This is a genomic window from Bacillus sp. THAF10, from assembly GCF_009363695.1.
Taxonomy (GTDB): domain Bacteria; phylum Bacillota; class Bacilli; order Bacillales; family Bacillaceae_I; genus Sutcliffiella_A.
Genome location: NZ_CP045403.1, coordinates 1,461,194 through 1,475,373, shown reverse-complemented (window position 1 = coordinate 1,475,373; position 14,180 = coordinate 1,461,194). Strand labels below are relative to the sequence as shown.

General features: G+C 37.3%; 17 protein-coding genes. 5 read left to right on the top strand and 12 right to left on the bottom strand.

Features of this window, described 5'->3' with window-relative positions:
* Nucleotides 1-154: 154 nt before the first annotated feature.
* The 5 genes from FIU87_RS07780 to FIU87_RS07760 all read right to left on the bottom strand — a co-directional run bounded on the left by FIU87_RS07780 (nt 155) and on the right by FIU87_RS07760 (nt 6,077).
* Nucleotides 155-418, bottom strand: coding sequence for an HPr family phosphocarrier protein (locus tag FIU87_RS07780; RefSeq protein WP_152444058.1), 264 nt, complete (start codon nt 416-418; stop codon nt 155-157).
* A 93-nt stretch (nt 419-511) separates the two neighbouring features.
* Nucleotides 512-2,044: an AbgT family transporter gene (locus FIU87_RS07775; protein WP_152444057.1), complete on the bottom strand. Its 1,533-nt coding sequence runs from the start codon at nt 2,042-2,044 to the stop codon at nt 512-514.
* 148 nt (nt 2,045-2,192) lie between these two features.
* Nucleotides 2,193-3,506, bottom strand: coding sequence for a helix-turn-helix domain-containing protein (locus FIU87_RS07770; protein ID WP_152444056.1), 1,314 nt, complete (start codon nt 3,504-3,506; stop codon nt 2,193-2,195).
* Between the two features lie 28 nt (nt 3,507-3,534).
* A complete protein-coding gene (locus tag FIU87_RS07765) occupies nt 3,535-4,845 on the bottom strand; it encodes an amidohydrolase (protein ID WP_152444055.1) in 1,311 nt (436 codons plus the stop codon).
* Nucleotides 4,846-4,880: 35 nt separating this feature from the next.
* A complete protein-coding gene (locus FIU87_RS07760) occupies nt 4,881-6,077 on the bottom strand; it encodes a M20 metallopeptidase family protein (RefSeq protein ID WP_152446466.1) in 1,197 nt (398 codons plus the stop codon).
* A gap of 216 nt (nt 6,078-6,293) precedes the next feature.
* Here FIU87_RS07760 and FIU87_RS07755 point away from each other — a divergent pair, with 216 nt between their 5' ends.
* Nucleotides 6,294-6,539 carry a hypothetical protein gene (locus FIU87_RS07755; protein WP_152444054.1) on the top strand — a complete coding sequence of 82 codons (246 nt, stop codon included), beginning with the start codon at nt 6,294-6,296 and terminating at the stop codon, nt 6,537-6,539.
* A gap of 14 nt (nt 6,540-6,553) precedes the next feature.
* On the top strand, nt 6,554-6,796 hold the full coding sequence (locus FIU87_RS07750; RefSeq protein ID WP_152444053.1) for a hypothetical protein: 243 nt from the start codon (nt 6,554-6,556) through the stop codon (nt 6,794-6,796).
* A 9-nt stretch (nt 6,797-6,805) separates the two neighbouring features.
* Here the strand turns inward: FIU87_RS07750 and FIU87_RS07745 are convergent, their stop codons facing one another.
* From FIU87_RS07745 to FIU87_RS07725, 5 genes are all read right to left on the bottom strand, one after another.
* Complete coding sequence (locus FIU87_RS07745; protein ID WP_152444052.1) at nt 6,806-7,090, bottom strand: hypothetical protein; 285 nt, start codon at nt 7,088-7,090, stop codon at nt 6,806-6,808.
* The gene (gene gerPC, locus FIU87_RS07740; RefSeq protein ID WP_172970997.1) at nt 7,087-7,488 is read right to left on the bottom strand and encodes a spore germination protein GerPC; all 402 of its coding nucleotides are present in this window, start codon (nt 7,486-7,488) and stop codon (nt 7,087-7,089) included. Before gerPC ends, FIU87_RS07745 begins: the two co-directional genes overlap by 4 nt.
* A 15-nt stretch (nt 7,489-7,503) precedes the next feature.
* Nucleotides 7,504-7,710 (bottom strand): hypothetical protein, encoded by a 207-nt coding sequence (locus FIU87_RS07735; protein WP_152444050.1) that lies wholly within the window; start codon nt 7,708-7,710, stop codon nt 7,504-7,506.
* A 21-nt stretch (nt 7,711-7,731) separates the two neighbouring features.
* The gene (locus tag FIU87_RS07730) at nt 7,732-8,160 is read right to left on the bottom strand and encodes an Hsp20/alpha crystallin family protein (protein ID WP_172970996.1); all 429 of its coding nucleotides are present in this window, start codon (nt 8,158-8,160) and stop codon (nt 7,732-7,734) included.
* A 113-nt stretch (nt 8,161-8,273) separates the two neighbouring features.
* Nucleotides 8,274-9,599: an MFS transporter gene (locus FIU87_RS07725; protein ID WP_152444048.1), complete on the bottom strand. Its 1,326-nt coding sequence runs from the start codon at nt 9,597-9,599 to the stop codon at nt 8,274-8,276.
* Between the two features lie 164 nt (nt 9,600-9,763).
* Here FIU87_RS07725 and FIU87_RS07720 point away from each other — a divergent pair, with 164 nt between their 5' ends.
* A complete protein-coding gene (locus tag FIU87_RS07720) occupies nt 9,764-10,162 on the top strand; it encodes a hypothetical protein (RefSeq protein WP_172970995.1) in 399 nt (132 codons plus the stop codon).
* Between the two features lie 38 nt (nt 10,163-10,200).
* Here the strand turns inward: FIU87_RS07720 and FIU87_RS07715 are convergent, their stop codons facing one another.
* On the bottom strand, nt 10,201-11,463 hold the full coding sequence (locus FIU87_RS07715) for an ATP-binding protein (RefSeq protein WP_152444046.1): 1,263 nt from the start codon (nt 11,461-11,463) through the stop codon (nt 10,201-10,203).
* Nucleotides 11,464-11,792: 329 nt separating this feature from the next.
* Here FIU87_RS07715 and FIU87_RS21230 point away from each other — a divergent pair, with 329 nt between their 5' ends.
* Nucleotides 11,793-12,269 carry an IDEAL domain-containing protein gene (locus FIU87_RS21230; protein ID WP_152444045.1) on the top strand — a complete coding sequence of 159 codons (477 nt, stop codon included), beginning with the start codon at nt 11,793-11,795 and terminating at the stop codon, nt 12,267-12,269.
* An 11-nt stretch (nt 12,270-12,280) separates the two neighbouring features.
* Here FIU87_RS21230 and FIU87_RS07705 read toward each other — a convergent pair whose 3' ends face one another.
* Complete coding sequence (locus FIU87_RS07705; RefSeq protein WP_152444044.1) at nt 12,281-12,511, bottom strand: hypothetical protein; 231 nt, start codon at nt 12,509-12,511, stop codon at nt 12,281-12,283.
* 343 nt (nt 12,512-12,854) lie between these two features.
* Between FIU87_RS07705 and FIU87_RS07700 the strand changes: the two genes are divergently transcribed.
* The gene (locus FIU87_RS07700; protein ID WP_152444043.1) at nt 12,855-14,015 is read left to right on the top strand and encodes an aminotransferase A; all 1,161 of its coding nucleotides are present in this window, start codon (nt 12,855-12,857) and stop codon (nt 14,013-14,015) included.
* The last annotated feature ends 165 nt before the right edge of the window (nt 14,016-14,180 follow it).

Here is a 14,180-nt window from a genome sequence, read left to right as displayed (position 1 = left end):
ATAAACCTGTTACATGTATATATTCGATGAGTATACCATGAACTTGTCCGTTCTCAAATGTAAAGTTTTCCTTTTGTAAAGGCTGTTTTCCAAGCCTTTAGAAAAGAGCTTAAATAAAAAATGCAGGAGAATATGTTATTCACCTGCAGCGATTTCAAAGAGGTTCTTCCCCTTTTAATATTCTAGAAAGGCACTCAACAGCTTCTTTCTCATCGGTTCCTTCTGCTTTTATTGTTACAACATTCCCATCTGTAATCCCAAGTGATAAGAACCCCATTAAACTTTTCGCGTTTATTGTCTTTTGGTGACGCACAATTTTTATGTCAGATACAAATTGACCTGCCATCTGAACGAATGCTTGATAAAACTGAGAATGAAGGCTATTTTCAATAACTACTGTAATCTGTTTGGAAACCATCACAAATCCCCCACATTACCATTAAATTTATATATGGTATGTGAGGGATAATCAATCCATGAATAATTTTTCTAAAATAGTACATTTGCCTAGTCACATGATTTTCATATCAATTCCAGGACCAAATGGTATACCTGCCAGAGCAAAGACGAGGAGCATGATTATCCAAAGTCCTAAGAAGATAAGACTATAAGGTAACATCAAGGAAATCAATGTTCCTAACCCTGCCTTCTTGTCATAATCCTTCATAAATGCCAATACAACCACCATATAGGGATTCAATGGAGTAATAATATTTGTAGATGAATCCGCAATACGAAAAGCTGCCTGAATAAATGCCGGGTGATAGTCAAGCATCCAAAACATTGGAATAAAAATTGGTGCCATTAAAGCCCATTGAGCAGATCCACTAAAAATGATTAGATTTAACACAGCAGCAAGAAGAACAAAGCCAATCACACCTGGAATGCCTGTCAGATTCATACTTTCTAATAAATCAGCTCCATTAACTGCAATCCACACTCCTAAATTGGACCAGTTAAAATAGGCAATAAACTGTGCCGCTGCGAAAATCAAAACGATATAGCCAGCCATATCTTTCATTGACTCCGCCATAAATTTTGGAACATCGCTAGTATTCTTAATTTTGCCGACTGTAGCCCCGTATGTTACACCTACAATGATAAAGAAAAATAAGGTTATGGGGACAATTGCTTCTAGAAACAATGAAGGAACAAGGCCTCCATCTTCATTACGTAAAATAGACTCTGGCCAGAAAACCGCAAGCGCTAAGAGTACAATATAGACAACTCCCGCAATAAGCGCATTTTTCAACCCTTTACTTTCTAACGGATTAGGCGCTTCAAGCTCTTTATCTACCTTGCCTTTGTAAATCCCTAACCGTGGTTCTATGATTTTCTCTGTAATTAACGCACCTGCTATCGCGAGGATAAAAACAGAAGTAACCATAAAATAGTAGTTATCCACAGGTGTAACGACCAACGTATCATCGAATGGCTTTATTGCCTCTGTTGCAATCCCTGATAAAAGTGCATCTGTTCCTGCCACAATGACGTTTGCCGTAAAACCAGCTCCTACTCCGGCAAAGCCTGCTGCCAAACCAGCAAGAGGATGGCGACCAATGGTATAGAAAATCATGGCCGCAAGAGGTGGCACAATGACAAAAGCTGCATCAGAAGCGAGGTTGCCTAGTATCCCAGTGAATACAATCGCATAGGTAACAATCGCTTTTGGCGCATTTAATATCGTTTTTTTAATCCCTGCTTCAATCAGTCCTACTTTGTCGGCAAGTCCGATTCCTAACATCATCGCAAGCACTAAGCCTAAAGGAGCAAAGCCAGTAAAGTTAGTCAGCATGGATGTGAGGATAAACTCTATCCCTTCAGCAGATAATAAGCTTTTGATCGGTAGCTCTTCCCCTGTCCCTGGATGCTCGACCGTTACCCCGAATTGTTTTACCATAAAAGAAAGTCCGACAATAAAAAGAGCTAAATAGACAAAGAGCATAAATGGGTCAGGAAGCTTGTTTCCTACTCGTTCCACTCCACCTAGTATTCGATCTAGAACAGAGGTCGATGTATCCTGCTTTGTTTGAAGTTGACTCATATTCCTCACTCCTTTTTTGGAAATGTTCCAAAATACTTCCTAAAATTGTTAGATTCATAATAAATTAAATTTTCAATCATTTCAGCAGTTTTTGATAAATGGAATATTTCTCCCTAAATCCCCATTTATTAAGGTATACTAACTAAACTTATGAATTTAAGAAACTTAATTCATATATCTTTCTAGGTCTTCCTCTATGACCTGATTGTTCTTCCCCAGAAACTTTGACGAGACCTGAGCGCTCCATTTCCATTAAAATTCTACGTGCATTACGCTCTGTGCTTTTCAACCATTTTGCGAGTTCTTGGGAAGTAATCACTTCTTTTTGATAATAGTGTGCTAATGATTTTATTTTCGAGACGATTGTTGGACTTATTTGAAGATCCTTAAATCTCTCTTCCCATTCCCTACCAAGAGAACGTGAGTGAAAAGATAACTTATCGGTTGAATGTGTAAATTCGGTAACTTCCCTATCCTCGTTTACACATACAAGCGTGGAGGATTGTTGCCTCGCATGGTGAAATGCTTGTCTAACATTTTCTTCTGCTGAAAGGACGGTTTCTCCAAACCCTAATCCTAATCTGACATCCAAATTACTTTGTACTCGAATATCTTCCATCAGTTCTAGCAGGGAACCCCCTTCAAGATGCCATTCCAATTCCCCTCTTGTAGTAAATAACAAGAACAGACCATCACCAAATTGCACAAAAGAGCCATTTACATCTTCTGCAAATCGTAGCATGAGCCGTTTGAGCTCCAATTCTTTTATTTTCATTTTATGTGAATAGTGCATTTCTTCCAGAGAAGCCGTAGTATGAATCACCTCAACGCCTAAAATGGCAATTTGTGATTTTCGATATCTTAGTGAGCGTGCCCGTTCAATGATTACTTCTAACGTGGATAATATTGCAAGGTCGGATGGAATCACGCGATAGCAAGGAATATTTGCTTCAGATAATGCTTGATATACCTTTTGAATACAAGTGAATGCTACCTCTATCTCCCCTTTTTCAAATAAGTTTTTATGAAAGGCGATAAGCTCTTCAGCTGGAACATACCCTTCATAAGAAAACGAATGAAACCTCATGGAATCAAGAGAAAAAAACGCTTTATTCATATCGATTCTATCCTGTCTGATGGTATCAAGACTTACTTGCTGAAAAATTTTTTGCTCCCTCACATGAGCTTCCAGAAGTGTCCCTAGGAAACTCGAACCAAAAAGCTCAGGGTAGTTTCCTTCCCTTTTTTTTATCAATTTTTTTGCAAGTGCATAGGAATAGGGAACTTGTCCAGAAAACATCCATTGCTCCACTATATTTTTATTTTGTTGGAAAATTTCGTCTATTTCTTCTAAAGCTTTATAAGGAAAAGATAAGAATTCAACATTACTAAACTCTTTTCCTACCGCTAAAATACGCTCAATTGAATCAGCTGGACCGATAATTCCAATTTTAATTTTCATAGCTCACCTCACGAAAAGTGTAGCAATTTTAGTTGTTATGAAGATATAGGATAGTGGAAAGATAAACGTCAAGTGCAACTTCTAAAACATCTTCATCAAAATCAAACTTTGGATGATGATGTCCCTTTGGCAAAGGCGTGCCAAAGACAAAGTAAGTTGCTTTTGCTCCATTCCTTCTCACATGATTGAGCATATAGGCGACGTCTTCTGATGCTTTTAAGGGTACCGTTTCAATCACCTTTTTTACTCTCGTGCTATTTTTAGTAGCATCTTCTACAATTTCTCTCCAGCCATTTTCACAAGCAGCTTCCACCCCTTTACCTACAAGCTGAATATCCGCAGATACTCCATATAGGTTGGCGGTACTTTCCAGTATTCTAACAGCTTCATCTTCCATGTATTGATTTAATAATGAGGTTTCCCCACGAGTTTCTAATGTCATAACTGCGTGATCTGCAATTACATTCCTCCCACTTCCTGCATGCAAAGTACCTACATTCACCCTTGTCACCCCATCAGAATGTCTCGGAATTGCATGAAGATGCAAGGATGAAGATGCTGCTGCTAGCAACGCGTTTTTACCAACTTGAGGCTCAACTCCTGCATGTGCTGCGCTTCCAATAAAGTTGACATCGATTTTAGAGGTGGCAAGGAATCCATGAGCAGATGCTACTACCTCACCCACTCTCATGGAAGAAATTCCAATATGACCACTTAAAAACAAATCCACTTCATCCAGCCAGCCTTTTGCAACCATCGACTTTGCGCCGCGGCTTCCTTCTTCAGCAGGTTGAAACATGAGGGTATATTTCCCTGTTAGTTTATCTTGATGACGGGAAAGATAGGTTGCAACGCCCAATCCTATTGCTGTATGACCATCATGTGCACATGCATGCATCACTCCTCTATTACATGAGGAAAAAGAGTGGGTGGAAGGAAAATGCTCTTCTTGCTGCTCTTTATTTTCCTCGATAGGTAAGGCATCAATATCAAAGCGAAGAGCCACATGCTTACCAGCTTTGTTTGTATCTAATGTTGCTACCAGTCCTGTATGGCCATCTTTCATTAACTGCAACCATTCCTCTGGTACACCCTTCTCTCTTGAGGTAGCCTCTTTGATTTTAAGTGTTACATCAGAAGGCACTCCCATTCTTTCCTCTGATACTAATGCATCCTTTCCAACAGCAAGAGAAAAACCCAACTCCTCTAAGATAGATCCTATAAAATAGGTTGTCTCATACTCTAGCCATCCAAGTTCAGGATTCTTATGAAGATGTCTTCTCCACGATAGTAAAGATGGAGATATTTCGGTTACAAAATCTGAGACGTTCTCCAACATGCCTCGCTCCTTTCCTCCAATCTAACGAGAATCTTTTATTTACTGAGTTTATCTAACGCTTTTAAGGTTACTTCAACAAACATATTTACCCCAAGAGGCAAGGCCAATTCATTAAATTCAAAGCTTGGATCATGTAGTGGTTTTTGATGCTCTCTTCCCTCTACAGCACATCCTAGCCAAAAGAACGCTCCTGGATATTTTTTCAGAAACCGAGAAAAATCTTCTCCTCCTAAGGAAGGATCTACGTCCGGAGTTGCTTTCTTTGAATGTAACAAATTCTGAGCAGTTTCTCGTACTAGCTGTGCCCACTTTGGGGTGTTAATGGTTGCTTCATATCCATCGATATATTCTATTTCAGCCCTTGCTCCCATAGCCTTTGCAGCATGGTCCACAATTTCATGAAACCTTTTTTTCACTACTTGTTTAATAGATTTTTTATATGTCCGAATAGAGCCTTCTATCACAACTGAGTCTGCTATACAATTGTATCTATATCCACCTTCTATTCGCCCAATTGTCACTACTGCTGCTTCTAAAGGATTGACGTTTCTACTGACAATTGTTTGCAGCATGGTGACTACATAATTCGCTGCGATAATCGCGTCATTCGTTTGATGTGGCATACTTGCATGTCCACCGTCTCCGTGAATCATCACCTTAAACCGATCTGTTGCACCCATCATTTCAAAATCTCGAATCCCCACTTGTCCAACCGGCAGATCCGGCCATACGTGCTGGCCAAATATAACATCAGGCTCATACTCTGAAAAAACTCCATCGTTCATCATCGGTTCCGCCCCTCCAGTAGGGGAAGCTTCTTCTGCTGGCTGAAAAACAAGTAATATGGTGCCAGCAATTTCTGATTTTTTTTCATTAAGGAGAATGCCTGCTCCTAACAACATGGCTGTATGAGCATCATGTCCACAAGCATGCATTTTTCCCTTTACTTTGGATGCGAATGGGACAGTTGCCTTTTCCGTAATTGGCAGAGCATCAATGTCGGCTCTAAGGGCAATCGTCGGACCTGGCCTCTCCCCTTTGATCATTCCCAGAATCCCTGTCTTTGCATATCCTGTTTGGTAAGGGATACCATTCTTCTTTAGCTGTGCTGCGATTTTCTTTGCCGTTTCATATTCTTCTCCACTTACTTCTGGGTATTGATGAAGATCTCTCCTAAAATCAATAAGCTCTCGATGGAGTGTTTCGTTTAACGTAGGTAATGATGATATCATCATTGGTATGTAACACTTCCCTTCGTGTGAATGCTAATTATGTCTTTAAAGGAAATAGTCCTTTTTTGTTCCGTAATTACATGTTAACATAGACAATTTCAATTTCAATAAACAATTTTTTATTTTCAGTTAATTTATCTCTTTGGTCACGTTCCTTATTTTTTTCGAATACTGTACACTAAAGGGTTACGTCGAAACGGGGATTGGAGGTAGCACATGCCAGTATCCATTATTTTCAATCAAATAAATGTTAACAGTATCAGTCAAAGCTCGGCCGTTGCCACAGGGCAAAACAACCAGCCCGATTGGACTACTCAAGGAAAATTAAATATGGGAAATGGAATTGAAATCGGTATCGTTGCCGTGACAAATGTTTGTAATGTTGTATTTGATCCTGATGGGGTTGATACTCCTATTGCTAACCCAGAGATTAACAATCCGCAGCCAACTGCTCAATTCTAGAAGGAGGTCTTTCTATGAAAAAGAAGGCTGCCTCTCCTATTCATATTTTGCTTGATAAAATAGAAGTAATGACAATCATGAATAACTCTGGGATTTTTACTGGAGATAATCTTCAAGCTAACTGGAGGACTTACCAAAAAACAAATATGGGTTTTGGATTAGTGGTTGGGGAAGACAATCATTCTAACTCTAACGTCAATATTGTCCATGATCCTGATGTAATGGATATGCCAATCCGTAGTACATCTAGTAATTAGTGTGTTTTCTCAAGTCTCTTTTATTTTCTTTTCACTTATTAGCTCCTGCAACCATTGTGGGAGCTCTTTATTTTCTGACAGCTCTAACATGTCAATGACGGAAGTATCACTAACTTGACTTTTCGTTCCATGAATTTCATGTTGTTCCCCGCTTATATTGCCAATGCCTTGATTATGTTTTTTGTTACTTTGAAAGTTTGCAGGATAATTGTTACCGAAATTAATGCATGAAGCGCTCTCCACTACACCAATTCTAATATTTCCAATAAAAAAATTAGGAGAATAGCTACTCATTTCCTCTTCCCCCTTGTATCGAAGGTAATGGTATACCCTCTTTTTTGTTCTGTTAACGTAATGCCATCTTTATCGGTTGATGTAATTTTAGTTGGTTTCGATTTCTTTATTTGTTTTTCGTGGATTAGTTTTTTTAAAGAATCCATTTGCCCCTTAGGACGATGACTCGGATTCTCAAAATTATTGCCAATGTTTAGGGTACCTGACAGCTGTTCAATATCAATATTATCAAGGTGATAATTGAATTTGTCTATGTGTGCTTCTTTAATCTCTAAATGTTTGATATGGTAGTGTAACTCTTGGGTTTTGTCTTCTTTTTTTGTTAAATAGTCTAACAGAAGATGTAATTGTTTTTCTAAAGCAACTAATCTCTTTTCCATATCTTGATTTTCCGTCATCTTAATCACAACCATTTAGTATGATTCTGTTCCAGCCTCTTCTGACTTAGCTAGTACTTTTTGTTCTGAGTAGCTAATATTGTTTTTCTCGCCAGAAATAATTCCAAATCCTTGGTTTTCTTTTTTCGTTGCTTTTGCTCCATAAATGATGTTTTCCCCATGATTAACAGAAGAAGAATTCATCAGCACATCCACTTTAAATTTATCGATTTGAAATTTCATTTCAACTTCTTGCCTCCTTTTTCATTCAGAGAAATCGATTTCTACTGTCATATCCTCTGTGTTTTTTTGAAAGGTAACATAGAGGATACCATTTTTGTATAATGCCTGAAGCTTTTGAGGAATGACGGAAAAGGGCAACGGAATGGCTCTTTTAAATTCTCCAAAAAAACGTTCACTCTGAATGAGATTTTCTTTTGAAATGGGATAGGGGTATGGGATCTTGCCTTTTATTAATAGTTGATTGTTTTTCACTTGTAGCCCAATATCTTCAGTGGAGGCTAATCCAGGCAATTCAAGGACAACCGTACCTTCTAATTCTGTTTCAAAAATATCCATCAATGGAATCCTTCTTGGTAATACTGGGAGCATATCCTTCCAAAATTTATCACCAAGAACTTCATCCAATTTTTCATTCATTGATTCCCATGGATTCTCATTCTTTTTCTTCATTCGCCTCCTCCCCATAAAAAATAGGATACTACCATGTATATGTGGGACATCTCTTTATTTATTCAGTGTAACGAGAAAAAGAGAAACCATGTCGTTTCTCTTTTCTCGAATGTTTATGCTTCTCTTTTGTACGGGACCTTTAGTGTTACGAGCATCCCTATCAAGGCAAGGATGATAAGGGATCCTAGAGCGGTTCTGCTTGCTAGATTACCATAATCAGCGAGCATCAAAGTGATCGTCCCGTATAATAGGGGGCCTACAATGGAAGACACTTTTCCAGAAAACGCGAAGAGTCCAAAGAACTGCCCCCTTTTCCCCTCAGGAGTTAGTTCAATAATAAACGTACGGGATGTTACCCAAGTAGCACCAAGGGCAACTCCAAATAAACTACCTGCTACCCAAAGCATCCAAGGCTGAACAGAAAATACCGCAAAGCACAGGGCCAAAATCAACAAACCTGCAACCGATGCAACAGCAAACTTTGATCCAATTGCTCTTGCGATATAGCCATAAACAAAGGAACCAATAATACTGGAAACGGTCGAGACTAAATACAATAAAATGAATTCTGATGCCGAAAAACCACCAATAGCCCTAGCATAAATCGCCATCATTGCTATGGCAGTTGCTATTGCATCGTTAATGAAAAAGTAAGCAATCATAAACAGGAAAACTGGTCGATAAAGTTTCATTTCTTTAAAGGTCGAATAAATTTCTTTATATCCACTAAAAAAGGACTTTTTTTCTATAACTTTCTTCGGCTTTTCTTTGAAAAAGAAAAACAACGGGAGGGAAAACAATAGGAATAATATCCCTGTTGGAATAAATGCCTTGTGAAACCCACTATCTCCTACATACAAATATACCGTTAATCCTAGAAGGGTTCCCATATAACCTACAGCTATGCCAAAACCTGAAATTAGCGGTAGTTCTTTTTTTGATCCTAAATCGGGTAGCATTGTGTCATAAAACACAAGGGAAGAATGAAAGAAGAATTTTGCAATCACAAACAAAATCAGAACAAGGATAAAGTTTATCTGCAGCCCCGCAAATGTTTGACTAGTTTGAAGTGAAGCAAACACTCCCATAAAGATGGTAGAAAAAACGGCAATGAAGGTAAATGGAATGATAAAACCCTTTCTTTTTCCTGTTCTATCAATTAACACACCGAATAAGGGAGAAAACATCACAAGGAAAAAACTTGCTGTTGCATTTGCATAGGATAAAAAAGTGCTAGCTATTTGATCCATTCGTTCGTTTGTACCGATTACTTCTTGAAGATAAAACGGGAAAAAGATGGTAATGATGTTAGAAGAAAAAATAGTATTTGCAAAATCATAAAGTGCCCACGATAAAATAGGTAGAGAAAAATATAATGCAAAAGGTGACCGAGGTTTTGGTTGATGATTTATTTTCGTACCGTTCTCCAGATTAGCCATCCTGCTTCCCCCATTTAGATATCTTTTATGAAGACAATTCTCTAATAATCCTTTTACTCCTCCTTTTTTATAAATATTCACAAAAAATTATTATAGAGAAGAACGAATGAATATTTTTCATTTATTTCATACTAAGGGATAAAAATAGGATGTGAGTAAATTTAATGAGTAAAATGTGTATTCTTCTTTCATGCATGCTTTTAGCTTTAACAGCCTGCACTAGTCCTGAGAGTTTAAAAAACACTGGTGATCAAGGGATTACGAATACAAAAAACCACGAGCTTTTAAGCGATGAAGAGCTAATTAATAATTCAAGAAATGAAGTCGTTTTAAACATTGAAAACAGACGGTTCACAAAAGAGGAAGCAAAAGCCCTTCTAAAAAATCATTTGAATTTATCTAATCATGATAAAACGGATCTTTCATATGAAGGAATAGACGGTGGCGAATATGTGTTTCACGCAACAGACCTTGTTCATTTTTCAAATCACCCAGAAAAATTATCAAGAGGATGGTATAAAGTGAATAGTTCAACAGGGAAAGTGTCCAAATGGAACAAATAAAAAAAAGCAGGATGGGTACTATGCCAATCCTGCTTACTTTATGTTGTTTTTCGAACAGTAGGTAACGTTACACTTACCCTTGTCCCAATATGTTCTTTGCTTTCATATTGAATTTTCCCCTTCATCTCATGAATAAGTCGGTTCGTTATCATACTTCCTAATCCAGTTCCTCTTGATTTCGTAGTATAATAAGGCAAGCCAATTTTCGCTAACTGGTCTTCTGACATCCCAATTCCATTATCAATGAAGGTTAATTGAACCGTGCCTCTATTCTCACCAGGCATTTTCTTTATTTTTAACAACCCACCCTGTTCTTCATCGATCGCTTCAATCCCATTTTTAATAATATTCATTATCGCTTGTTTTAAATGTTGTTCATCACTAAAAATATAATGTTCTCCGGCAAGTTCAAGATCAATGGAAACATTTCTGTATGACCCAAACGGTCGTAATAATTCTACAGAATCCTTTAACACCTTATTAATATCAACATAAGACAAGGTAAAATCTGTCGGCTTAGCCACTGTTAAATAATTTGTGATAATTTTATTCGTTCTATCAAGCTCATCGAGAATTAATGGCGCAAATTGTTTTAAGCTTTCATCCTTTGTATTCGAATTGATAAATTGGATAAACCCTCTAACAGTTGTAATCGGATTTCTAATTTCATGTGCAAACGCTGCCGCCATCTGTCCAACAGTTGAAAGCTTATCAAGATAAAGTGTCTCATCAAACTGTTGGTTGGCAATTATAAGTCGTTCTACCGTGTAGACTAAAGCAATGAACGTAATACCGAATGAGAGAAAATATACAATGTAGAAGTTCAAGTTCAAAAAGGAGACAGTGCTATACAATATAAAAATGTAGACCAGATAGTAAAACGAAATCACTATCATTCCATAAAGGATTTTATTAGCACTTCGAAGAAAAACGGATCGTAATAACAAACCAACTACTAATGCTAAGACAGAAACGGCGATACCAACATATACATATTCTCCTCCAATGAAAAAGCGTAAGCTAACCACAATGGATGCACAAAGAACACCTGGATACCAGCCCCCATATAAGGTAACAATCAAAATGGGAATCATCCGAAAGTCAAAGTGAGTATCCTCAAGCGTTTCAATAGGATACAGCATGCATAGCATGGCAGAAAAAGAACTAAAAAGTCCAAAAATCGTCATCTGTCTAAATGTTAGTGGTTTTCGTTTGCTAAACGGAAAAAACAAATTGACGTTAAAGAGCAAGGAGAAAATGATGGTAATATTCACAATCAACGGTTTGATAAGATACAGCATTTACATTAGAGCCTCCGATAGATTACACACTATATTGGTTACTTAACCCAGAATTTTGGTGACTTTTTGAAACAAAGACAATTTTTACACTCTCCCTATTATAAGGATGTTCCTTTATCCAGTCTAGAGTGGAGATAAAAATACAGGACTCTTTTCTAAAAAATTGTTTCATTCCATATAGAAAAAGTTGGATTTAAAACTTTTACCAATCGTGACGCGAAGAAAAAATGTCACATATTAAATCTTCCTCTACGAAAAGAGCACCATATCAACGTTGATTACGGGTGTCCTATCTTTATGCAGTAGCAATATAAAAACAGCCAAAAACAATGATGTTTTTCCTATCAAAATTATGGGTATATTCTTACCAAGCAATCAAATCAGAAAAACTGACACACATTGACATCATTTCCAGTATTTTTTCTGATATATCTAAATTTTCTAAAAAAACCTTCACAAATCAGCAAAAATATCAGATAATAGGAAAAAGGATGAGCAACACTCCCATCCTTTTCATGATTCACCCATCTTCAACCATTCAAAAATTAGCACAGGGGGTAGTAATTATGAATAAGCATTTTTCTTTTCAACCTGAACAATCTGTTTCATCTTCATTTAAAAGCTTAGAAATGACAAAAGAGGAAAAAGTAGCTCAAATCATCGTTGACTCTTCTGTATATCAATTTCATAAAAATAGGCTAATGAATGAAATAGATGAAGCACTTAGCAGTGGGAACCGAAAACAGTTTAAACTTTTATCAAGACAATATATTAAATTAAATAATGACTTTTCTCATTTGCAGTAAAAAGAAGCGGACTATTCCGCTTCTTCCTTACTGTCGGGAAAATTATTTTCTTTTACCGCTTCTTGTTTTTGTTTTTGACAACAAGAACAACCTCTTTTATTTATCTCTTTTTCCTGCTTGTACAAATACGCAAGCACCCCGACTAGTAAAAATGAAAAGACCCCAGATGATTCATTCTGAAAAAAAAGCTGCTCAGCATATTTCTCTAACAACCTTACCCAGATGTGAAGCACAATATCCATTACACATCCCCCTTTCAGACGGAATCCAACAGACATCAACTCCAGCAAATCAAAGGTGAAAGGAGCCAATATTGCGGCAATGGAACAGCAAGGTATTTTGTGAGAATATTCTGTGTTTATAATAATTATAGTTGATATGTAAGTAATTTCCTATCCTACTTGATACATATTTTTATAGGTCTTCACACGTATCCTCTTGACCAAACAGGTGTTTCCCTTTCTTTTATAGGTACCAAGATACCCCACTTCCTACCTAGAAAAAATCACTCGATAATACTTGGACAACTTACACAAAGTCAGTTAAAATGACAGAAAAAGTATCGTTTGTAAAAGGAGTATTTCGATGGAACATCTAATTAATCCGCAAGTCCGCACGATTGAAATATCAGGCATCCGGAAATTTTTTAATCTCGTAGCACAATATGAGGATGTTCTTTCATTAACCATTGGACAACCTGATTTCCCTACCCCCTCTCATGTAAAAACAGCCGGACAAAAAGCAATTGATGAAAATAAAACCGTCTATACACATAATGCAGGTATAATTGAGCTTCGAAAGGCTGCAGGTCAATTTGTTCAAAGTAAATATGGCCTTTCGTATAACGCAGAAAATGAAATTATTGTTTCTGTTGGTGCAAGTCAGGGTATTGATATTGCCTTTCGCACTATCCTTGAGCCAGGCTGCGAGGTGATTCTACCTGGACCAGTGTATCCTGGATATGAACCTATCATAAAATTATGCGGTGCCACTCCTGTTCATGTCGATACACGAGATACAAGTTTCCAGTTAACAGCTGAATTGATTGAAAAAAACATCAATGAAAAAACGAGATGTATCATTCTTCCATACCCTTCAAATCCCACAGGTGTGACATTGCCTATGGAAGAATTAGAAAAAATTGCGGAGGTACTAGCTGATAAGGAAATTTTCGTACTATCAGATGAAATATATAGCGAACTTGTTTTTAAAGGAAAGCATCATTCCATTGCAACCCTTCCTGGCATGAAGGAAAAAACGATCGTTATTAATGGTGTTTCTAAGTCCCATTCCATGACAGGTTGGAGAATTGGATTAGTACTTGGACCAGAATATGTGATGAAACAAATGCTTAAGGTACATCAATACAATGTATCGTGTGCCAGTTCTGTTTCACAATATGCTGCACTGGATGCGTTAACTACAGGAATACATGATGGAGAACAGATGAATGTAGAATATAAGGCTAGAATGGAGTATGTTTACGACCGTTTAGAGAACATGGGACTAGAGGTAGTAAAGCCTAACGGTGCCTTTTATCTCTTTCCATCGATTGAAAAGTTCGGCTTGTCTTCCTTTGATTTTGCATTAAAACTTGTTGAAGAAGCTGGAGTTGCCGTTGTTCCTGGAAGTGCCTTTTCACCCTTAGGAGAAGGATATGTCCGGTTATCTTATGCTTATAATATGGAAACTTTAGAAAAAGCGATGGACCGAATGGAGAGTTTTATTAAAAGGCTGTTTTCGTAATCTTTGTTGCTACTGCGCATAGTTAAGCAACACGTTATTGACGTTGCTGTCGTGCTCTTTTCGTGCAGGAAGTTTTAAATATATAGCAACTTTTCTTCGAATAAGGAATGGAGTAAAAGCAGACTTTTTCCTGGTTATAGCAACAATCATTTAGAAAAGAGCTTA

Coding starts and splice junctions, on each gene's coding strand:
- FIU87_RS07735 (WP_152444050.1), bottom strand. CDS start 7,710: ATGAAATTTCAAATCGATAAATTTAAAGTGGATGTGCTGATGAATTCT.
- FIU87_RS07750 (WP_152444053.1), top strand. CDS start 6,554: ATGAAAAAGAAGGCTGCCTCTCCTATTCATATTTTGCTTGATAAAATA.
- FIU87_RS07730 (WP_172970996.1), bottom strand. CDS start 8,160: ATGAAGAAAAAGAATGAGAATCCATGGGAATCAATGAATGAAAAATTG.
- FIU87_RS21230 (WP_152444045.1), top strand. CDS start 11,793: ATGATGTTTTTCCTATCAAAATTATGGGTATATTCTTACCAAGCAATC.
- FIU87_RS07725 (WP_152444048.1), bottom strand. CDS start 9,599: ATGGCTAATCTGGAGAACGGTACGAAAATAAATCATCAACCAAAACCT.
- gerPC (WP_172970997.1), bottom strand. CDS start 7,488: ATGACGGAAAATCAAGATATGGAAAAGAGATTAGTTGCTTTAGAAAAA.
- FIU87_RS07760 (WP_152446466.1), bottom strand. CDS start 6,077: ATGATATCATCATTACCTACGTTAAACGAAACACTCCATCGAGAGCTT.
- FIU87_RS07705 (WP_152444044.1), bottom strand. CDS start 12,511: ATGGATATTGTGCTTCACATCTGGGTAAGGTTGTTAGAGAAATATGCT.
- FIU87_RS07755 (WP_152444054.1), top strand. CDS start 6,294: ATGCCAGTATCCATTATTTTCAATCAAATAAATGTTAACAGTATCAGT.
- FIU87_RS07745 (WP_152444052.1), bottom strand. CDS start 7,090: ATGAGTAGCTATTCTCCTAATTTTTTTATTGGAAATATTAGAATTGGT.
- FIU87_RS07720 (WP_172970995.1), top strand. CDS start 9,764: ATGAGTAAAATGTGTATTCTTCTTTCATGCATGCTTTTAGCTTTAACA.
- FIU87_RS07765 (WP_152444055.1), bottom strand. CDS start 4,845: ATGTTGGAGAACGTCTCAGATTTTGTAACCGAAATATCTCCATCTTTA.
- FIU87_RS07775 (WP_152444057.1), bottom strand. CDS start 2,044: ATGAGTCAACTTCAAACAAAGCAGGATACATCGACCTCTGTTCTAGAT.
- FIU87_RS07715 (WP_152444046.1), bottom strand. CDS start 11,463: ATGCTGTATCTTATCAAACCGTTGATTGTGAATATTACCATCATTTTC.
- FIU87_RS07780 (WP_152444058.1), bottom strand. CDS start 418: ATGGTTTCCAAACAGATTACAGTAGTTATTGAAAATAGCCTTCATTCT.
- FIU87_RS07700 (WP_152444043.1), top strand. CDS start 12,855: ATGGAACATCTAATTAATCCGCAAGTCCGCACGATTGAAATATCAGGC.
- FIU87_RS07770 (WP_152444056.1), bottom strand. CDS start 3,506: ATGAAAATTAAAATTGGAATTATCGGTCCAGCTGATTCAATTGAGCGT.